Below are 18,914 nucleotides of genomic sequence, written 5' to 3' on the forward strand. Positions count from 1 at the left end.
TGGCGAAGTCTAGTCTCCTTCCAGCGCCGCTTCACGGCCCTGCTGGCGGATCAGGGCGAGCTCGCGCGCATCGTTGATCGCGTCGCGCACGCCGTCCAGGTCAATGGTGCTCTTGTCGAAGGTGAAGCGGCCGGTCAGGGGCGTATCCGGATGCAGCTGTCCGGCCTCGAACAGCGCCCACATCTCTTCGCCATACCAGGTGTCCAGCAGCTCCGGCGCCCAGCGGCCGAGGCTGGCGGTGAGGTTGTTGACGTCACGCAGCAGCATGGTGCGCGCGGAGTTGTTGCCGGCGGCGTTGATCACCTGCGGGAAGTCGATCAGCACGGGTCCGTCGGGGTCGACCAGGATGTTGTATTCGGACAGGTCGCCGTGGATCAGCCCGCAGCACAGCATCTGCACCACCTGACGCACCAGGACGCCGTGGAACTGGCGGGCCTGTTCTTCGTCCAGTTCCACTTCACCCAGGCGCGGTGCGGGAAATCCCCCGGCGTCGCTGACCAGTTCCATCAGCAGCACGCCGTGGAAAAATCCATAGGGCTCCGGGACCCGCACGCCGGCGTCGCGCAGCTGGTACAGCGCGTCGACCTCGGCGTTCTTCCACTCCGCCTCCTGCTGACGACGGCCATAGCGGCTGCCGCTGGCAACGGCGCGGGCCTCGCGACTGCCGCGTGATTTGCGGCCTTCCTGATACTGGGCGCGCTTCTGGAAGCTGCGCTGCGCCATGTCCTTGTAGACCTTGGCGCAGCGGACCTCGCCGCCGGAGCGCACCAGGTACACCGCGGCTTCCTTGCCGCTCTTGAGCGGGCGGATGACTTCATCGATGACGCCTTCTTCGATCAGCGTCAGCAGGCTTGCTGGAGTTCTCACGGGGTCCCCGGTTTGGATCGCATCGGGCTCGGCCCAGCGACGGACGCACAGTCTGGACGAAACACGTGCCGGACGCGCGACGGGGCACGCTGGCGCGGATAAGCTGTTCAGCGTGAAGTCCGCCCCACGCCCCATTTTCGATGGCGTTCCTGCCAGCCGCCTGCAGCTGCCGCCGGGGCCGTGGGCCACCGTGTTTGATGCGCTGTGTGCGCACTTTCCAAGGGTGACGCCCGAGGCCTGGCGCGACCGTTTCGCACGCGGCCGGGTGCTGGACGAGGAAGGGCGCGCACTGGATCTGGCCGCCGGTTACCGGGTGGGGGCGCTGATCCACTATTTCCGCGAAGTGGAAGTCGAGCCGTCCGTTCCCTTCGCCGAGACCGTCGTGCATGCCGACGCGCACCTGGTGGTGGCGATCAAGCCACACTTTCTGCCGGTGGCGCCCACCGGCGCCTGGGTGCGGGAAACGTTGTTGACCCGGCTGGTGGAGCGTTTCAACAACCCTGCGTTGGTGCCGCTGCACCGGATCGACCGCGATACCGCCGGGCTGGTGATGTTTTCGGCCAATCCGGAAACCCGGTCGATCTACCAGGCGCTGTTCCGCGAACGCCGCGTGCACCGGGAGTATCTGGCCGTGGCGCCGCCGCTGCCGGGGCGGGAGTTTCCGTGTGTACACCGGAGCCGGCTGGAGCGGGGCGCGCCTTTTTTCCGCATGTGTGAAGTGCCGGGGGAAGCCAACAGTGAGACGGTGATCGATGTGCTGGAGCGGGGGCCGGGCCTATGGCGCTATCGCCTGCAGCCGGTGACCGGCCGCAAGCACCAGCTGCGCGTGCACATGGCCGCACTGGGCGCGCCGATCCTCAATGACCGCTTCTATCCGTTGCTGCAGGAAGAGGGCGCGGATGACCACGCCCGGCCACTGCAGCTGCTCGCCCGGTCTCTGGCATTTGATGATCCGATGACAGGCGAGCGCCGCTCGTTCGCGGCGTCGTCCGGGAGCGCCACGTCCGCCTGAGCGGACGCGCGCTGTGAGCTGAAACAGCTTCAGGCGGGGGCGAACGACTTGGTCTGCTTCTTTTCCCGCTTGTCGGCCTTCTTCTCTTTCATGGTCTTGGCCGGCTTTTTCTTCTGATCCTTTTTCTGGTCCAGGCTCTTGCTCATTGGAACCTCCGGGCGCCAGGGGCGCTGAACTGCGGGTGCAGTTGCTGCGGGGCAGTATGCGCTGGTTACCGTGCGATATGCTCGGCGAACCTGGACCGGGAGGGCGCATGGGAACCGTTGCCGCACCGATGCACACATCCGCGCCTGCGCCGCTGGCAGGCAACGACCGGCTGCTTGCCGGGCTGGTGCTGGGGGTGATGTCGTTCTGGCTGTTCGCCCAGACGGTGCTCAACATTGCCCCGGTGTTGCAGGCTGATCTGGGCCTGGCCACCGGCACGATGAATACCGCGGTCGCCCTGACATCCCTGTTCGCGGGGATCTTCGTGGTGGTGATGGGCGGGCTGGCCGACCGGGTGGGGCGGGTGAGGATCACGCGCATCGGCTTCGGACTCGGCATCGCCGGCTCGCTGCTGGTGGCGCTGACGCCAGCGGGCAGCCTGGCCGCGCCGGCACTGCTCGGGGGCCGGGCGCTGCAGGGGCTGTCGGCGGCCTGCATCATGCCGGCCAGCCTGGCGCTGCTGAAGGCGGGATGGGATGGCGCAGGGCGCCAGCGGGCAGTCTCGATGTGGTCCATCGGCACCTGGGGCGGCGCGGGGCTGTGCTCGCTGGTCGGGGGGCTGCTGGCGGAGAATTTCGGCTGGCGCTCGATCTTCTGGATGGCGGTACTGGTGAGCGTGGCCGGGCTGTGGCTGCTGCGCGGCACGCCGGAGAGCCGGGCGCCGGCGCGGAAAGGCTGGAAGTTCGACCTGCCGGGCGTGCTGGCCTTCATGGTCGCGTTGCTGGCGCTGCAGGTGCTGGTGATCCAGGGCAGCGCGCTGGGCTGGGCTTCGCCGGCGGCGCTGGGGCTGATGGTGGCGGCGCTGGTCGCAGGTGCGGTGTTCTTCGCGGTGGAGCGGCGGTCGCCACATGCCTTCTTTGACTTCGACCTGTTCCGCAACCGCACCTACGCAGGCGCGACGCTGTCGAATTTCCTGGTCAACGGGGCCGCGGGCACGCTGGTGGTGTCGCTGCAGCTGGTGCAGCGTGGCGGCGGCATGGATGCGCAGCAGGCCGGGTTGCTGACTCTGGGCTACGCCGCGGCGATCATCGGTTTCATCCGGGTGGGCGAGAAGCTGCTGCAGCGTTTCGGCCCGCGCCGGCCGATGATCTGGGGCTGTTCGATCACAGCGCTGGGGATCGTGCTGCTGATGCCCACGCAGCTCTACCTGGAGCACTACCGCGGGCTGGCGCTGGTGGGCTTCACCCTGTTCGGTCTGGGTTTGGCGTTCTATGCCACGCCATCCACCGATGCGGCGCTGTCCAACCTGCCGGCCGAGCAGGGCGGGGCCGGCGCGGGGATCTACAAGATGGCGTCCTCGCTGGGCGCGGCGTTTGGGGTGGCGATCTCCGCCGCTGTCTTCACCACGCTGTCCGGTAGCGGGGCCGGGGTGGCTTGGCTGCAATCGCTGACCACGTTCGCCGGGCGCCAGGACAACCTGGCCCTGCGCGAGGCCGCGTTCGTGGCCCTGGCCTGCAACTTGGCGATGGTGGTGGCGGCGATCGTGGCGATCATGCTGACCATCCCCAGAAAAGGGGACGGAGGGGATTAATCCAAGCCGTCGTGAACCTTGCGTCGCGGCCGCCCCTGGGGCCGGACTGCCACTGGCCGGTTCAACGTCTTCTCCACCATGGCCTGGAAGCGGGCATCGCCGAGCGCCTTTTCCTGCGTCATGTATGCGCGGATGCGCGCCAGCTCTTCCGGATCAAGCGGCGCAAGCAGCCATGCGCGATAGGCCTCTGCGCGGCTCGCAGGATCGGCGCCCATTTCGACGTAGGCTGGATGCGGGGTGATCAAGGGGTCCTGGGAACGTCCCAGGTGTGTGTGCACGCTCGACCATGGGTAGTGCTCGGGACGTTCGACCATCGCGGCCCGCACAGGATTGAGTTCGATGTAGCGGATCACGCGTAGCACGTACGCCTCCGAATCGATCAGGCTGGACTTGAATCGCCCTTGCCACAGGGTGCCGGTGCGGTCGTGTCGCTGGTTGAAGGACTGCACGTAGGTCTGCCCAGCCAATCGCAACGCCTGGGAAATGCGACCAGCCGCGGTTGCGCTGAGCAGCAGATGCACGTGATTGTTCATCAGGGCGAAGGCGTGAACCGCGACATCGTGTTTGCGGCACGCGATGCGTAATACACGTCGGTAGTGATAGCGGTCCGCGTTGTCCACGAAGATTGCGCAGCGATTGACGCCACGCTGGGTGACATGCAGCGGAACGCCGGGGAGTTCAATACGAGGTTGGCGAGGCATTTGGACAGGCGCTCAAGGAGTGGGCCTACGATGCCGGCGGTCATGCCTGCCTGAAATCGGTGGGTGACCTGAATGTCCGTCAGGAATGCCTGAGGTGTTTGCAACGCGTTTTGGGGCTCCAGCGACGAACGCTTTAACTACCTCCGTCCCCTTTTTTGGGTAGGCTGCGTGATCCACTTTTTTGGGGGTGTGAATGGACAGGCGTCAGTTCATTGGACGCACGGCGATGGCGGCATTGCTGCCGGCGCTGGGCACGGGCGGTATCGCGGCGGCACAGGGGCCATCTGCCGGAGGGCGGCGATTACTGCCGGTGCCGCTCAATTCCGGTGACACGGTCGGGCTGGTGAGCCCGTCATCAGCGGTGGATGACTCTTTCAACCTGCAGTTGGCCCGGGAGGTGCTGGAAGCGCTGGGCTTCCGGGTCAAAACCGGCAAGCATTACGGCGATCGACGCGGGCATCTGGCGGGGCTGGATGCAGCACGCGCGGACGACATCAACACCATGTTTGCCGACACTGAGGTCCGGGCGGTGGTGTGCGTGCGCGGTGGTTCGGGCGGCGCGCGCCTGCTGCCGCTGCTCGACTACGACGTGATCCGGGCCAACCCCAAGGCGCTGCTGGGTTACTCCGATGTGACCGCGCTGCACTGCGCGATCCAGGCGCAGACCGGGCTGGTGACGTTCCACGGGCCCAACGGATCGGGCAGCTGGAACCGCTTCAACGCCGACCAGTTCCGGCGGCTGTTCTTCGACCGCGAGCTGATGCAGTACCGCAATGTTGATGAGCCGGGCGATGAGCTGGTGCAGCGGCGCAATCGCACCGTGACGATTACCGGTGGCAAGGTGCGCGGCGAGCTGGTGGGCGGCAACCTGACCGTGCTGACCGCGCTGGCGGGTTCGCCGTACATGCCGGACTTCGACGGCAAGATTCTGTTCCTGGAAGACGTATCGGAGGCGCCGTACCGGGTGGACCGCATGTTCAGCACCTTGAAGCTGATGGGTGCGCTGGACCGGATCGCCGGCTTCATCTTCGGCGAATGCACCGACTGCACGCCCGGGCGCGGGCACGGCTCGCTGACGTTGGAACAGATCCTCGACGACCACATCCGGCCGCTCGACATTCCCGCTTATCGCGGCGCGATGATCGGCCACATCCGCCAGCAGTTCATCGTGCCGGTGGGCGGTATGGCGGAGATGGATGCCGATGCCGGCACGTTCCGCCTGCTGGAGCCTGTCTTCAAAGGGGACGGAGGTAGTTAATAATCACCTCCGTCCCCTTTAAAAGGAGCCCCCATGAGCATCAAGACCATCCATATTCCCGCTGGCGGCGGTTTCGACCACGTCAGCATTGGCACCAGCACAGCGGAGGATCCCGCGCCGGGCGAGATCACCGTGCGCCTGCGCGCCAGTTCGCTGAACTTCCATGACTACCTGGTGGTCAGCGGCGCGACCGGGCCGGCAGAGCGGCGCATTCCCCTGTCCGACGGCGCCGGCGAGGTGATCGCGCTGGGCGATGGCGTGACGGAATTCTCCGTCGGTGACCACGTGGTCAGCACGTTCTTCCCAGACTGGCTGGATGGCGAGCCGCTGGTGGAAGGTTTCGGCCGCGTGCCTGGCGACGGCATCGATGGCTACGCCCGCGAGCAGGTGACGACGTCTGCGACTGCCTTCACTCGTGCCCCCGAAGGCTGGAGCCACGCCGAGGCGGCGACGTTGACGACCGCTGGCCTCACCGCCTGGCGGGCGCTGTTTGAAAACGGGCGCCTGCGACCGGGTGAAACGATGCTGGTACAGGGCACCGGCGGCGTTTCGATCTTCGCGCTGCAGATGGCGAAAATGACCGGCGCCCGGGTGATTGCGACTTCCTCCAGCAACGCCAAGCTTGAGCGGCTGCGCAGGATGGGTGCCGACGAGGTGATCAACTATCGCGAAGACCCGGAGTGGGGGCAGACGGTGCGCGGCATGACCGACGGCAGGGGCGTGGACCACGTGATCGAGGTGGGCGGCCCGGATACGCTGCTGCAGTCGATGCTGGCAGCCCGCGTGGGCGGGCACGTCTCGCTGATCGGGGTGTTGACCGGCGCCGAGGGTCAGCTGCCGCTGGGCCTGGCCTTGGGGCGTCACCTGCGGTTGGAAGCATTGGTGGTGGGCAGCCGCCGACAGCAGCAGGATATGGTGCGCGCGCTGGAAGCCAGTGGCGTGCGTCCGGTCCTTGACCGGCACTTCCCGCTGGATGAGCTGGTGGCGGCGTTCCGGCACCAGGAGAGCGGCCAGCACTTCGGCAAGATCGTGATCGACATCTGATGCAATCCGGTTCGGCTGGAGAGCCCGCACCCATGGGCATGCTGCGCAGCATGGTCACCGTGCGCCCATTGGCGCGGCCGCGGCTGGCGTTCGCGGCCCGTTCGGGACTGTGCATGGGCGTGCCGGTGCTGGTGGGCTGGCTGCTTGGCGATATCTCCGCTGGGATGATGGCGGCCACCGGCGGCTTCACCGCTTTGTACGGACGGGTAAGGCCCTACCGCAGCCGCGCGGTAGAGCTGGGGATCATCGCGCTGGCCTTTGCGCTGGTGGTCGGAATCGGCAACGCGGTGTCAGGGGTGTCCTGGGCGATTGTGCCCACGGTGGTGCTGATCGCGATGGTCTCCACCTGGCTGGGCAATGCGCTGCGGATCGGTCCGCCCGGTGCCTACATGTTCATGATGGCCGGCGCCGCGGCCACGGCCATGCCGGCCGACCACATCAACCCGGCCGAGGCGTTCGTGCTTGTGCTCAGCGGCGGTGCGTTTGCCTGGTTGGCGCATATGAGTGGTGCGTTGCTGCGCCCGCGCGGACCGGAGGAGCGCGCGGTGAAGGCGGCGGCGCGCTCGGTGGCAAACTATATCGAGGCGGTGGGGACGGATCGCGAAGGCGGCAAGCGCCAGGTGGCCGCGCAGGCGCTCAGTGATGCCTGGAACGCACTGGTGAGCTTTCAGCCCGCGCATGCGGGTGCTGATACGGCGCTGGCCGGATTGCGCCAGCGCACGCGGGCATTGAACAGCCTGTTCTCCAATGCGATGGAAGCGGCCGCAGAGAGCAGGCCATTGCCGGCCGACGCGCCGGTGCATGCCAGACAGCTGGGAGAGCTGGATCAGGATCCGCCAGCCGAGCTGGTGGCCACGCGCGCACGTGCACCGCTGGGCCATATGGATGCCCGGGCGCTGCTGCGCGAATCCGTGCGATGGCGGTCCATGTCGATGCTGGTGGTGTTCCGGGTGGGCGTGGCGGCGGTGGCGGCCGGCGCCATCGGCACCCTGTTGGGCCTGGATCGCGCCTATTGGGCGGTGGCGGCTGCGGTGCTGATGCTGCATCAGGGGCGCGAATGGCTGGATCTGCTACAGCGCAGCATCGAGCGCGTAGTGGGTACCTGGATCGGGTTGCTGCTGGCCGGGGCCCTGTTGTGGCGCTATCCGGAAGGGCTGTGGCTGGTGGCCACGATCACGGTGCTGCAGTTCACGGTGGAGATGCTGATTCTGCGCAACTACGCGCTGGCAGCGACCTTCATCACGGCGGCAGCGTTGACCCTGGCCACGGGCGGAATGCCGGTGCCTGACCTGGGCAGCTTCCTGCTTGCCCGCGGCGTGGATACCGCGGTGGGGTGCGCCGTGGCGCTGGTGGTGTTCCAGCTCACTTGGCCGCGGGCTTCGGCCGCGCTGGTCCCCGAGCAGCTGACGCGAACTTTCACCGCGATTGAAACGGTCGCCGCCCAGCTGGCCTCCGGCCAGGTCGCCAGCGATACCGCGCATGGCGCGCGCCGCGAGTTGCAGCACCGCTGCTTCGTGCTGCTGGAATCCTACCGGCAGGCCGCCACCGCATCGCGCCAGCCGCGCCGCGAGGTCGAGCGTCTGTGGCCGGCGATCGCCGCCACCGAGGAGCTCGCCTTCCGGGTGCTGACTTCCTGCTGGGCCGTGGAGCGCCTGGATGAGGAAGCAGGCCGCGAAGCGGCACGGGCAATGTTCGGCCAGGGTGGATTGCAGACCCTTCGGGATGCATTGGGCCAGGCCGCGCTGGCGGTGGAGGGCAACAAAACCGCGGATGCGACGGTGCCGGGCGTGCCCGGGTTCCTGAAGGAGGAAGTGGCTGCCCTGCATCGCGGCCTGCGCAGCGACCGCGGCTGACGGCTGCGCTATCTTTGCCGCTCTGACACAACCCAACGGAGTTGCCATGCGCGTCCTTGCTGCCGTCCTGTTTGCTGCTGTTGCGCTGTCCGCCCAGGCGGCGGACCCGGCTGTTTACGGCGAACCTTTCACCGACGGCCCGGCGGTGCCAGTGTCCGAGGCAATCGCGGGCTTCGACCAGCACGCGGGCGAGCCGAAGCGCTTCAGCGGCCGCATCACCGAGGTCTGCCAGACCAAAGGCTGCTGGATGATGCTGGAACACGAGGGCCAGGCGGCCCGGGTGATGTTCGGCAACCATGCGTTCTTCCTGCCCAAGGACGCCACCGGCAGCGCGATGGTGCACGGGGTGCTGGAGCGCAAGGAACTCAGTCCCGAGCAGGTAGAGCACTTCACCGACGACAGCGGCAGTGGTACGGCTGCGGAGCCGGTGGAATACCGCATCGTGGCGGATGGGGTGCGCGTCAGCTCCTGAGCTGCCGAACTCTGCAGAACAACTGGCCCTACAGGGCCACCACCGCGTCCACCACGCTGTAATGGGAGATGCGCTGGCCGTCCCAGTGATAGTGCAGGTGCGGGCCCTGGATGGCCGGGGTGACGAGGTCCGGATGGAACACCGCCACGCATTGCCCGCCCGGGCGGCGCACGCTGTCGTAGACGACGCCGTCGCTGCCCGCGGCATGCCAACGCCGCGCGGCCGCCTGGCTGGCCGCATAGCTGCCCGGATCATGCAGCTCCGGCCAGCCGCGCCGGATGTCGTGGAAATGCCCTTTCACGTCGGCGAGGTAGGAACGCATCTGCAACGTGCAGGCCGGCTCGCTGGTGTGCGCCAGAAACCGGGCGCGATGGAACACGGTTTCGGCAATCGCGGTTTCCTGCTCGCGGGCGGCGTAATACACGCCCCAGCTGCCATCCGAGAAACGTGAACCGTCCGGGCTGGGATGGGTGAAGGCAGCCATGATGGGCGTGGTGCCGGGGCCGCTGATGCGCCGCTCCGGCGGCACCAGTGACAGCTCACCGAGCTCCTGGCGCAGGCGGGGGTTGGTCATGCCTTCCAGTTCGAACAGGGCGTCCAGGTCGTTCGGCGAGGCGATGCGGTCGAACAGACCCACCGGCGGAAAGCGGCTGGGCACGATGCGCCAGCTGGGCCGCCAGGACACCCGCGTGCGCCTGGGCACCGCGGCCGTAGTCATCCGCGCTGGGCGTCCAGGTATTGGCGGACCACGAACAGGTCCGATACCTGTCCGCCAAGCATCCGCTCCAACGCGCTGCGTCCACCAAACAGCGGCGCCTGGTTGGCCCGCTTGACCCAGGCGTCGGCCTGTGCCGGGTCGGCGAACAGCACCTGCAGTGCCTTCCAGATGCCCAGCAGGTAGCTGATGCGTTCCAGTGAATCGCGGGGCAGGGCCCCATCCAGATCGCGCTTCCAGCGGAAGAAGGTGGAGCGGCCGGGGCTGCCGAGCAGCAGACGCTCCTGCTCCGTACTCAGCCCCCACAGCCGGGTGATATTGAAGAACGCACGCAGCGCCGGCCCCGCCAGATCGCGGCCATGTGCGGGAGAACTCCTGGTTGCAGAAAGGGTCATGAATAATACATTAGTCCCAATCGGGACTAATGTCCATTCTCTGTAGGAGCGTGCCATGCGCGCGAAGCCGCGTGACGATTGGGTTGGGGGGGCGGGCCGGAGGGGCAGAGCCCGTCAGGACACGCTGTGAATACGTCCATGTACGCTTGTCGGCGACGTCCATGTCGCCGACAGTCCTGACGGGCTCTGCCCCTCCGGCCCCCAACGATGTGGCGATCTGCAGGAAACAGAATTCACGCGGCTTCGCGCGCATGGCGCGCTCCTACAGTGGGGGCGCCGGGCTTCTATGATGGTGGGCTGAAGGAGATGCTTATGAACGAGTTGATGACGGCGATTGCCATCCGCGGCGGGAAGGGAGCAGCCGATGCGCTGCACCCCGTGCAGACCCCACGACCGGTGCCGAAGGCGGGGGAAGTCCTGATCCGGGTAATGGCAGCGGGGGTCAACAGGCCCGACATCGTCCAGCGCGAAGGCAACTACGCGCCGCCACCCGGGGCTTCCGAAACGCTGGGCCTGGAGGTTGCCGGGGAGGTAGTGCAGGGCGCCGGCCGCTGGCAGGTGGGCGACCGGGTCTGCGCGCTGCTGGGCGGTGGTGGCTATGCGGAATACGTGGCGGTGGACGCCCGCCATTTGCTGCCCGTTCCGGCCGGGCTGGACCTGCTGCAGGCCGCGGCGCTGCCGGAAACCCTGTTCACCGTGTACGCCAACGTGTTTGAACACGGACGTCTGCAGGCCGGGGAGACGCTGCTCGTGCATGGCGCCACGTCGGGCATTGGCGTGGCAGCGATCCAGATGGCCAAGGCCGCGGGCGCCAAAGTGATTGCTACGGGCCGGGGTGCGGACAAAGCGCACGCGGCGCGGACGCTTGGCGCGGACATTGTCGTCGACAGCACCAATGAGGATTTTGCCGAAGTGGCCCGCGAGGCTGGCGGCGTGGACGTGGCCCTGGACATGGTGGGCGGTCCGTTTCTGGAGCCGACCCTGAAGGCGCTCAACACCGGTGGCCGGATCGTCTATATCGCCGCCCAGGGCGGCAATGATCTGCTGGTTCCGGCGTTCACGGTAATGCGCAAGCAGGCGGTCATCACCGGCTCGCTGCTGCGCCCGCGCAGCGCCGCCGACAAAGCAAGGTTGGCCGTGGAAGTGGAGCGCGTGGTGTGGCCGTGGGTGGAAGCTGGCCGGGTGCGTGCCGTGGTGGACCGGAGCTTCCCGCTGCAGGAAGCGGCCGCCGCACACGCGTATCTGGAAAGCGGTGCGCACACCGGCAAGGTGATGCTGGTGACACAAGATGGAATGGTTGCCTCCTAGAGCATGGCAAGTTCGAGATTGGTCAGCGTGCCGTTGTACTGGCGACGCAGGCGCACCTTGCGAGCCAGGTCGGCGATGATGTGGCCGCTGAAATCGACCCCGGCCAGGTCGTCGGCCATGTTGATCCCGCCCGGCGTGTCCACGTTCACTTCCATGAGCTTGTCGCCAACGATGTCCAGGCCGGCGAAATACATGCCGTCGCGGATCAGCTTGGGGGCCACGATTTCCGCCGCGCGCAGTGCGTCCGCATCCGGCGTCACCAGTTCGAACTTCCCGCCGGCGCTGATGTTGCTGCGCGCGTCGCCACTGTCGTTGTAGCGGCGGATGCAGGCGTACTGTCCATCCACTTTCAGCGGATGGCCGTTGAGGGTGATCAGGCGCAGGTCGCCGTCCGCGGCGCGGGGCAGGTACTCCTGGGCGATGGCGTACCCGTCACGGGTGACCGCCTCGATCATCTGGTTGAGATTGGCCCCGCTGTGGCCATCCACCACGAACACGCCCTGGCCACCGGAGCCCTGCAGCGGCTTGATCACCCCGCGCCCGTCGTGGGCGGCAATGAAGGACTTGATCTCATCGGCATTGCAGGTGATGCAGGTGGCCGGACGGACCTCTTCGGGGAAGTGCTGGAAATAGGTCTTGTTGGAGGCGTTGGTGAGGTGGGCGGGATCGTTGACCACGATGACTCCGCGCCGGGTCACCAGCTGGGCAAACAGCAGCGCGCTGTTGGAGGCCCACGGGCGATCCTCGACTTCTTCGGCCGGATCGCTGCGCAGCATCAGTACGTCGAGCTCCTCCACATTGATACGTTCGATGACCGAGTCGTTGCCCTGGATTTCGGCCAGCAGCGCGGCGTCGTCGGCGTATCCGTCGATGCGCGGCATGTGGGCGAGCGCGCGTACGGTGTCGTTGGCGTCGTAGATGAAGCCGTCCAGGCCAATCATTGCCACGCTGTGGCCAAGCCGGAGCGCGGTGCGCGCCAGGCGGATGGTGGTGTAGTTGTCCTGCTCGGTGGCGACGTTGTTGACGACGAATCCGAGCTTGAGGGGTTTGTCGCTCATGCACACAGCTCCCGCGGCGGGGTGGGGTGGGATTGGAAGAGGCGCTGCACGGGAACGTTGCGGCAGCGGTCCAGGGTCTGGTTGAAGTCTGCGGCGCAGGCGTAGCGCGGCAGCAACGCGGGCGGCTCGGCCCATCCGGCTTCGGCCAGCTGGTCCAGCACCACCAGGTGCGACAGGGCGAATTTGCCGCGGAACAGTGGTTCGAATTCGCCGCCGGCACGCAGGTGGTCGAGCAGGTCGCACAGTCCGCGCAGATACACCGCGTCCTTGGTCAGGCCGCCGCCGCGCAGCGCCCGCACGGCGATGTCGAACGCATCGTCGGTGGCGAAGCCGTGGGTGTCGTGCAGGCGGGCGAAGACGGCGGGAATGTCCTCGCCGTGGATGGCCATGTTGGCGGCCACCACCCGGGCGGCCAGCACGCGCAGGCGCTCACCGGGCAGGTAGCCGGTCAGGTATTCGGCCAGCACGCCGAGGCCTTCCTGCAACGGGTCGTAATTGGCCAGTCCCACGGCCAGCTGGCGCATCGGCTGGCGCAGGCCGTTGTAGCGGGTCACGATGTGGGTGCCGATTTCATGCTGTACCAGCGGCTGCACGCGCGCGGAGGGCAGACGCATGTCGGCGTCCAGGTACAGGCGGCCGTGCGAGACCATCATCAGCGAGCCGACATCGGCGTCGACGGTGATTTCAAGGGTGAAGTCGGGTGCCCGCTCGCGATACCAGGCCACTTCGTCTTCAACCGCGGATACCACGGTGTCCACGCCGCAGTCCGCGGTCAGCCGCTCGCTGGGGCCGACGTCGGCCAGGATCTGTTCGGCAAGCTCCAGCAGTCCTGCTTCCACGCCGCCGAACAGGTCGATGCTGGCGGTCACGAACCCGTCGGTGCCGCGCAGGCGGACCAGTTCAATCATGCGTTCAAGCTCGCGCTGCTTTTCGCGCAATACCCCGGCCAGCAGCGGCGATTCGATTTTTTCGACCGGCAGTTCGCCCAGACGCTTGCGCATGGTTTCAAGGTCGAGGATGGGTTCGGCATAGCGCAGCGGCGGCACGCTGGTGCGATCAGCGGCTTCGAAGCCCTCCCAGAGCGCGTCCGTGCCCAGCGGGGTCAGGGCGAGCAGCCAATCGAGTTCGGCGTCGATGGCTGCCAGCACGTTGTCCACCTCGGCGGCTATCGGGGGCAGCGGTCGCGTGGTATCGGCACGATTCAAACCCGGGCTGCTCATGTGCGGACCTGGAAGCTGGGGCGCACGGCATCCACCGCCGATTGCAGGCTGGCGCGCAGGTCATACAGCGCGGCAATATCGGCCTGGCCGGTCCATTCGTCCATGAAGATTTTCTTGAACTCCGGGGAGATCGTGCACACCCGTGAACCCCAGCGCGAGTACACCCATTCTGGAAAATGGCCGCCGGTGGGAAAGCGCACGTTGGCGCGCACGTCGGGCTTGCGTCCGTTGACCGGATGTACGCGCAGCGCTTGGGAAAACTGCGTCACCACGCTGCCCCAGCGGTCCGGGTCGGCGGTGGTGATGCCGAGCTCGATATCAGGGTTGTCCTGTTGGGCAGCAGGCGCTGCATCGGCGCCATCGCGGCGGTGGTTGTAGCTGTGCAGATCAATCAGCAGCAGCGCATTCCAGCGCTCAAGCATCCGCTCTACCAGTTCGGCGAACATGGTGTAGAAGCGGTCCCAGGCGGCCAGCGAGCTTTCGATTTCCTGCTCCGGCATGGGCGCGCGCCAGACTTCCAGCCCCCAGCAGTCTTCGGGCCGTGCGTAAACAGCGCCTTCCCGCGGCCGGTTGAGGTCGGTCTCGAAACGCGACGTCGGCACCTGGATGCGGACGTCGCCCACCTCGGTAAACATGCCGGTAAGCGGATCCTCCTCGCGCATCCGCTCGTCGGCTGGCAAGGCCACCAGCGGGCGCAGAGAGGGCCGCAGGCCGTGGCCGTCGTGGATGGCAGTGGCAATCACCGGCCCATCCCCGACGGTGATGTCCCACTCACGCGCCCGGGCGGAGGGGATGGGAAGCTTGCCGGCAGTGAAATACGCTGCGCTTGGCGCGTGATCCTGAATCTGGGTCATGCGGCGATGTTGTCAGCCGCATCATGATCGATCCGTGTAGGCGCGGCGCACTGCGCGCCGCGCGTTCAGTTACCAGCGCAGGATCAGTGCAGCGGTGGGGATTCCGGCTCGCCCTGCTGCTGCATGTAGAAATCGTGCAGGTACTTCTCGCCCTTGTCAGCCAGCACCGTCACGACCGTCTTCAGCTCGGGGAACTGTTCGCGGATGCGCCGGGCTGCGATCACGTGCGCACCGGAGCTGGGTCCGCACAGCAGACCGCGGGTGCTGGCCAGCTTGCGCATTTCAGCCACCGCGTCCGTACTCGAAACGCTGAGGAAGTCGCTGACCAGGTCCCGGTGGCGGGCGAAGATCCCGGGCACGAACCCGTCGGAGATGCCTTCGATGCCGTGCAGGTCCACTTCACCGCACAGCAGGGTGCGTGATTCCGACGGCTCCATGGCGAACAGGTGCACGCCGGGGTTGGCAACCTTGAAAGCCTGGCCGACGCCAATCAACGTGCCGCCGGTGCCAACGCCGTGAACGAACGCATCGGGCGTGCGCCCCTCCGGCAGCTGGGCGAGGATCTCCGGGCCCAGGATCTCCCGGTTCTCCTGCACGTTCCACTCCGACTCGAACTGCCCCGGAAAGAAGAACCCCGGCTGCTGGCCCAGCTCGCGCGCGCGGTCCAGCGCCTCGTTGACGTGAAAGTTGCCGCTCAGCAGCACTTCGGCGCCATAGGCGCGCGAGATCGCCACGCGCTCGCTGGTCAGCCCTTCCGGCATGACCACGATCATCCGGTAGCCCTTGACCGCGGCCACCATGGAGAACGCGTTGCCGGTGTTGCCGCTGGTGGCCTCGACGATGGTGTCGCCGGGCTTGAGCAGGCCTTCCTTCTCGGCACGCTCGATGATGTAGGTGGCGATACGCGCCTTGATCGAGCCGGAGGGGTTGAGGAATTCGCACTTGGCGAAGATGCCTTCCTCGAGCTCCAGCAGTGGGGTGTCATGGACGGCGTCGAGGATGGAACGGGAAACTCCGGTATATCGGACAGGCATGGCATGGCTCCTTGCAGGGCAGGGGATGGGGGCGGCCGGGCTGGCTGCGCGGGAGCCCGGTCACATTATCCGCGCCACCAAGTGCAGGCCGGATGACCCAGGTCAAGGACCGGGCGCGCTGGCCGGGCGATGCTGGTCGGGTCATCAACCAGCAGGAACACCATGGCAGCCATCGATACGCTCTCCCTTCAGATCCATCCGTTTGACGCGCGCGGCATTGCCAAGCGCTTCCGTCATGCGGCGATTTTCGGCGCCATGGACGCGCTGCAGCCGGGCGAGGCCATGCGCTTCGTCAACGACCATGATCCGCTGCCGCTGATCGCGCAGCTGCAAGAACGCTTCGGCGAGGCGCTGGTGGTGGAATACAGGCAGAAGGCGCCGGGCGAGGTGGTCATCGACTTCGGCGTGGCGGATGTGCATGTGTCCGGCGGCAGCACCTGCTGCGGCGGGTGCACCTGAGTCCGCCCGCTCAGTACATGATCAGCGGGATGCCCTGTTCGCCTTGCTGCGTGTAGTCGGCGCGCACCTGGCGGCAGTCGGGGCCCGCCATCGCAAAGCGACGACAGTTCTCGGGGCGGCTGTCATAGATCCGGCACTGCATGCGGGCCGGGTCTATGGCCACGCACCAGCCTTCCTCGTCGCGCGCCATCACCGGAAGCCCTTCATCGGTGTGCGTGGTGAGGTGGGCGGGCACGCTGTCGCCCGGCTGCAACACCACGGTCAGGCGGCAGCAGACTGCGTCGCACGCACTGCAGTGGGGCGAATCAGGCAAGGCTTCAGACCGTTCCAGGCGCCGCTTCGCGGCGGTAGCGCAGCAGGCGGGCCCGGATGGCCTTGCCGAACTGGTCCTGGAGCTCGTGGATTTCTTCTTCGCCCTGGAAGCCCAGTGCGGCCATCGCCTGGTTGAACGCGGAGACGTTGCCGCGATGGGCATCGGTCAGTACCACTTCGGCCCGGTCGTTGGCGTGGCGCTCGATGACGCCGGCCACCAGCGCGGGGTGCTCCTGTTCGTAGAGCACGTCGCTGGCGATGATCATGTCGAACTTGCCCAGGCTCGGCAGCGGCTCCACCCAGTCCAGCTGGCGGAAGTGCACCGAAGGCAACTCGTTGAGCGCCGAGTTGTACGCCAGGAAGGGCTCGGCCAGCGGATGGATATCGGAAGCCACCACTTCAGCGCCGCGGCGTTGCAGCACCAGGCTGGACAGCCCGATTCCACAGCCCAGCTCCAGAATCCGCTTGCCCCCGATATCCGCCTTGTCCATGGCCTCGGCCAGCAGACGTCCCACCGGCCAGACCAGGCCGAACAGGCTCCACTGAGCGGACGAGATGCCCAGCCTGTCGCCATGGCCGTCCGGATCCGAGAACTGCTGATTGTCGCTGAGCACGCGCAGCTGGTAGGAGTGGTCACCGATCGGGACCGTGAGGATCTTGGTGTCGTAACCGGGCACGTTGGCTTCCATTTGAAAGGGGCTGAGAGCCCGCGGCCATGGTAGCACTGCGCGCAGATGCGCCTGTTTTAAGTGCCCGTTCGCGACATTTCGCAGCCCGTTGGGGGCGATTCGCGCGCCTCCTCCCAGCCGGTCTTACTGCGGCTGGCTGGGATCAGGCGTGTCGGCGGGGCTTTCGGTGTCGCGATCGCCCTGTTTTTTCGCCAACTTCGCTTCCTTTTTCTTCTTCTTGGCGAGTTCGCGCTGACGTTTTTCGAATGAGTAGTTTGGCTTGGCCAAGGGGATCCTCGGATTTGAATGGATGTCCATTGTAGCGGGCAGGGCCGGGGCGTTCCGTGTGGCCGGTTTTGGTACGCTTCGTCCTTGACTTAACAGGGGCCATTTGCCGGTGTCATTGTTCATTGGACTGCGGGTGGCCGTGGTGCTGCCGCTGGTTGTAATCAACACGCTGGTGCACGCGGTGCCCCTGTTTGTCGCGGCGTTGCTGAAGGCGGCGCTTCCGGGCAAGGCACTGAAGCGGATGTGCGACCGGCTCCTGACCGGATTGGCGGAAAGCTGGATCGGGGTCAACACCCTGATGATCGGCTGGTTCACACCGACCCGCTTCCAGGTTGAGCTTCCGCCGGGGCTGCAGGTTGACGGCCACTATCTGGTCCTGGCCAATCATCAGAGCTGGGTGGACATCCTGGTACTGCAGAAGGTGTTCAACAGGCGGATCCCGTTGTTGCGCTTCTTCCTCAAGCGGCAGCTGTTCTGGGTGCCGGTACTGGGCCTGGCCTGGTGGGCGCTGGATTTCCCCTTCATGGGCCGCTACACGCACCGCCAGGTCGCGCGCAATCCCGAGCTGGCCAAGCGCGATACGGAGGCGGTGCGGCGGGCCTGCCGCAAGTTCCGCGACATCCCGGTATCGATGATGAATTTCGTCGAGGGCACCCGGTTCACGCCTGAAAAGCATGCCCGGCAGGAGGCGCCGTACCGGCACCTGCTCAAACCGAGGTCAGGCGGGGTGGCCTTCGTGCTCGATGCGATGGGCGAGGGGCTGCACGCGATCCTGGACGTGTCCATTGCCTACCCCGGTGGTCGACCCACCATGGTCGACCTGATGGCCGGGCGCGTGCCCGACGTGCGCGTGCTGGTCCGCGAGCGGCCGATCCCGGCTGCACTGGTGGGCGGCAACTATCAGCAGGACCGCGCGTTCCGCGCCCAATTCCAGCAGTGGTTGAACGGCCTGTGGGACGAGAAGGACGCGGACATGCAGCGCCTGATGGAACCCCGTTAGACGGCGGTCAAGCGCCGACAGGCCGACCGTGGCGATCCACGATGAAGCGGGCGCGGCGGTCGCCGTGATAGAAGGTGGCGCGGAATAGGCCTTCGTCTTCGCCCGTTCCGCGCTCACAGAGCGTCTTGATTTTGCGGACGTCCATCAGCTGGCGGAACTCTTCCGGCTCCAGGCCGAGCTCATCGGCCACCATCGCGCCACTGATTTCGATCATTGGGTTGGACATTGTTCCTGCTTCCGTCGCCGGGTGGACGACCAGTGTGTCCGGCCTGCGGGCAGCGGGCACTGACCTGGATCAGGTGTTGGGCAGCTGCAACGGTTGACCCAGGTCAGGGCGCGTCGGCGGTGACGGGGTGAAGATGGAGCACGCAAGGCGAATGCCCGGCACTGGGCCGCCACAGGCGGAAAAAGCGAGGGCTGCATGGAATTCCATATCACCCGTGACCCGGACATGCCCGAGGTGGGTGTGATCGAAGCTGCGCTGCAGGATCTGGATCCAGCGGCCATGGTGGATGTTGACGCCGGCGGGGAAGTCATCCGCCTGGCCACCTGGATTGAAGCGGGGCAGCTGGTCGAGGTATTGAACCGGGCCGGCTGGGAAGTTCGGCCCGGTCGTGTCGTTCAGCAGCCTTCCGTGTGCTGTGGAGGCTGCGGCGGCTGA

The 18,914-nt window shown here is 66.7% G+C and carries 22 protein-coding genes; 10 read left to right on the forward strand and 12 right to left on the reverse strand.

Going from position 1 to position 18,914, the window contains the following annotated elements; all coding sequences use genetic code 11:
* Positions 1 to 9: 9 nt before the first annotated feature.
* On the reverse strand, positions 10 to 867 hold the full coding sequence (locus WCE59_RS10620; protein WP_343258742.1) for a PA4780 family RIO1-like protein kinase: 858 nt from the start codon (positions 865 to 867) through the stop codon (positions 10 to 12).
* A gap of 112 nt (positions 868 to 979) precedes the next feature.
* Between WCE59_RS10620 and WCE59_RS10625 the strand changes: the two genes are divergently transcribed.
* Entirely contained in the window at positions 980 to 1,879 is a 900-nt protein-coding gene (locus WCE59_RS10625; RefSeq protein ID WP_449284146.1) for a pseudouridine synthase, read from the forward strand.
* A gap of 253 nt (positions 1,880 to 2,132) precedes the next feature.
* Positions 2,133 to 3,614, forward strand: a complete 1,482-nt coding sequence (locus tag WCE59_RS10630) for an MFS transporter (RefSeq protein ID WP_343258743.1) — start codon at positions 2,133 to 2,135, stop codon at positions 3,612 to 3,614.
* On the opposite strand, the gene WCE59_RS10635 is transcribed toward WCE59_RS10630, so the two are convergent.
* The gene (locus WCE59_RS10635) at positions 3,611 to 4,315 is read right to left on the reverse strand and encodes a transposase (protein WP_343258744.1); all 705 of its coding nucleotides are present in this window, start codon (positions 4,313 to 4,315) and stop codon (positions 3,611 to 3,613) included. The two genes, WCE59_RS10630 and WCE59_RS10635, sit on opposite strands and share 4 nt — an antisense overlap.
* A 193-nt stretch (positions 4,316 to 4,508) precedes the next feature.
* On the opposite strand from WCE59_RS10635, the gene WCE59_RS10640 reads away from it, so the two are divergent.
* The 4 genes from WCE59_RS10640 to WCE59_RS10655 are packed head-to-tail and all read left to right on the forward strand — an operon-like array spanning position 4,509 to position 8,942.
* Positions 4,509 to 5,573: a S66 peptidase family protein gene (locus WCE59_RS10640; protein WP_343258745.1), complete on the forward strand. Its 1,065-nt coding sequence runs from the start codon at positions 4,509 to 4,511 to the stop codon at positions 5,571 to 5,573.
* A gap of 33 nt (positions 5,574 to 5,606) precedes the next feature.
* A complete protein-coding gene (locus WCE59_RS10645; RefSeq protein WP_343258746.1) occupies positions 5,607 to 6,617 on the forward strand; it encodes a zinc-dependent alcohol dehydrogenase family protein in 1,011 nt (336 codons plus the stop codon).
* Positions 6,618 to 6,649: 32 nt separating this feature from the next.
* Positions 6,650 to 8,470, forward strand: coding sequence for an FUSC family protein (locus WCE59_RS10650; protein WP_343258747.1), 1,821 nt, complete (start codon positions 6,650 to 6,652; stop codon positions 8,468 to 8,470).
* Between the two features lie 46 nt (positions 8,471 to 8,516).
* Entirely contained in the window at positions 8,517 to 8,942 is a 426-nt protein-coding gene (locus WCE59_RS10655) for a DUF4920 domain-containing protein (RefSeq protein WP_343258748.1), read from the forward strand.
* A 28-nt stretch (positions 8,943 to 8,970) separates the two neighbouring features.
* Here WCE59_RS10655 and WCE59_RS10660 read toward each other — a convergent pair whose 3' ends face one another.
* Together WCE59_RS10660 and WCE59_RS10665 are read right to left on the reverse strand one after the other, a co-directional pair.
* The gene (locus tag WCE59_RS10660) at positions 8,971 to 9,660 is read right to left on the reverse strand and encodes an RES family NAD+ phosphorylase (RefSeq protein ID WP_343258749.1); all 690 of its coding nucleotides are present in this window, start codon (positions 9,658 to 9,660) and stop codon (positions 8,971 to 8,973) included.
* Positions 9,657 to 10,052 (reverse strand): MbcA/ParS/Xre antitoxin family protein, encoded by a 396-nt coding sequence (locus tag WCE59_RS10665; protein ID WP_343258750.1) that lies wholly within the window; start codon positions 10,050 to 10,052, stop codon positions 9,657 to 9,659. The genes WCE59_RS10660 and WCE59_RS10665 overlap by 4 nt, the downstream gene beginning before the upstream one ends.
* A 312-nt stretch (positions 10,053 to 10,364) precedes the next feature.
* Here WCE59_RS10665 and WCE59_RS10670 point away from each other — a divergent pair, with 312 nt between their 5' ends.
* Positions 10,365 to 11,360, forward strand: a complete 996-nt coding sequence (locus tag WCE59_RS10670) for an NAD(P)H-quinone oxidoreductase (RefSeq protein WP_449284147.1) — start codon at positions 10,365 to 10,367, stop codon at positions 11,358 to 11,360.
* Here the strand turns inward: WCE59_RS10670 and WCE59_RS10675 are convergent.
* From WCE59_RS10675 to WCE59_RS10690, 4 genes are all read right to left on the reverse strand, one after another.
* Positions 11,357 to 12,418: an ATP-grasp domain-containing protein gene (locus WCE59_RS10675; protein ID WP_343258752.1), complete on the reverse strand. Its 1,062-nt coding sequence runs from the start codon at positions 12,416 to 12,418 to the stop codon at positions 11,357 to 11,359. The genes WCE59_RS10670 and WCE59_RS10675 overlap by 4 nt on opposite strands.
* Complete coding sequence (locus WCE59_RS10680; protein ID WP_343258753.1) at positions 12,415 to 13,638, reverse strand: flavohemoglobin expression-modulating QEGLA motif protein; 1,224 nt, start codon at positions 13,636 to 13,638, stop codon at positions 12,415 to 12,417. Before WCE59_RS10680 ends, WCE59_RS10675 begins: the two co-directional genes overlap by 4 nt.
* Positions 13,635 to 14,492: an N-formylglutamate amidohydrolase gene (locus WCE59_RS10685; protein WP_343258754.1), complete on the reverse strand. Its 858-nt coding sequence runs from the start codon at positions 14,490 to 14,492 to the stop codon at positions 13,635 to 13,637. The genes WCE59_RS10680 and WCE59_RS10685 overlap by 4 nt, the downstream gene beginning before the upstream one ends.
* Before the next feature lie 83 nt (positions 14,493 to 14,575).
* Positions 14,576 to 15,526, reverse strand: coding sequence for a PLP-dependent cysteine synthase family protein (locus WCE59_RS10690; RefSeq protein WP_343258755.1), 951 nt, complete (start codon positions 15,524 to 15,526; stop codon positions 14,576 to 14,578).
* A gap of 162 nt (positions 15,527 to 15,688) precedes the next feature.
* Between WCE59_RS10690 and WCE59_RS10695 the strand changes: the two genes are divergently transcribed.
* Positions 15,689 to 15,985: a DUF2249 domain-containing protein gene (locus WCE59_RS10695; RefSeq protein ID WP_343258756.1), complete on the forward strand. Its 297-nt coding sequence runs from the start codon at positions 15,689 to 15,691 to the stop codon at positions 15,983 to 15,985.
* 10 nt (positions 15,986 to 15,995) lie between these two features.
* Here WCE59_RS10695 and WCE59_RS10700 read toward each other — a convergent pair whose 3' ends face one another.
* The 3 genes from WCE59_RS10700 to WCE59_RS10710 form a co-directional block, all read right to left on the reverse strand.
* Positions 15,996 to 16,316 carry a YkgJ family cysteine cluster protein gene (locus WCE59_RS10700; protein ID WP_343258848.1) on the reverse strand — a complete coding sequence of 107 codons (321 nt, stop codon included), beginning with the start codon at positions 16,314 to 16,316 and terminating at the stop codon, positions 15,996 to 15,998.
* Entirely contained in the window at positions 16,303 to 16,974 is a 672-nt protein-coding gene (locus WCE59_RS10705) for a class I SAM-dependent methyltransferase (RefSeq protein ID WP_449284150.1), read from the reverse strand. Before WCE59_RS10705 ends, WCE59_RS10700 begins: the two co-directional genes overlap by 14 nt.
* Before the next feature lie 135 nt (positions 16,975 to 17,109).
* A complete protein-coding gene (locus tag WCE59_RS10710; RefSeq protein ID WP_343258758.1) occupies positions 17,110 to 17,253 on the reverse strand; it encodes a hypothetical protein in 144 nt (47 codons plus the stop codon).
* A gap of 109 nt (positions 17,254 to 17,362) precedes the next feature.
* Here WCE59_RS10710 and WCE59_RS10715 point away from each other — a divergent pair, with 109 nt between their 5' ends.
* The gene (locus tag WCE59_RS10715) at positions 17,363 to 18,253 is read left to right on the forward strand and encodes an acyltransferase (RefSeq protein ID WP_343258759.1); all 891 of its coding nucleotides are present in this window, start codon (positions 17,363 to 17,365) and stop codon (positions 18,251 to 18,253) included.
* A 7-nt stretch (positions 18,254 to 18,260) separates the two neighbouring features.
* Here the strand turns inward: WCE59_RS10715 and WCE59_RS10720 are convergent, their stop codons facing one another.
* The gene (locus tag WCE59_RS10720; protein ID WP_343258760.1) at positions 18,261 to 18,467 is read right to left on the reverse strand and encodes a DUF6522 family protein; all 207 of its coding nucleotides are present in this window, start codon (positions 18,465 to 18,467) and stop codon (positions 18,261 to 18,263) included.
* A gap of 207 nt (positions 18,468 to 18,674) precedes the next feature.
* Here WCE59_RS10720 and WCE59_RS10725 point away from each other — a divergent pair, with 207 nt between their 5' ends.
* The gene (locus WCE59_RS10725) at positions 18,675 to 18,914 is read left to right on the forward strand and encodes a hypothetical protein (RefSeq protein ID WP_343258761.1); all 240 of its coding nucleotides are present in this window, start codon (positions 18,675 to 18,677) and stop codon (positions 18,912 to 18,914) included.

The organism is Luteimonas qiangzhengi (assembly GCF_039548515.1).
In the GTDB taxonomy this organism is placed as follows: domain Bacteria; phylum Pseudomonadota; class Gammaproteobacteria; order Xanthomonadales; family Xanthomonadaceae; genus Luteimonas.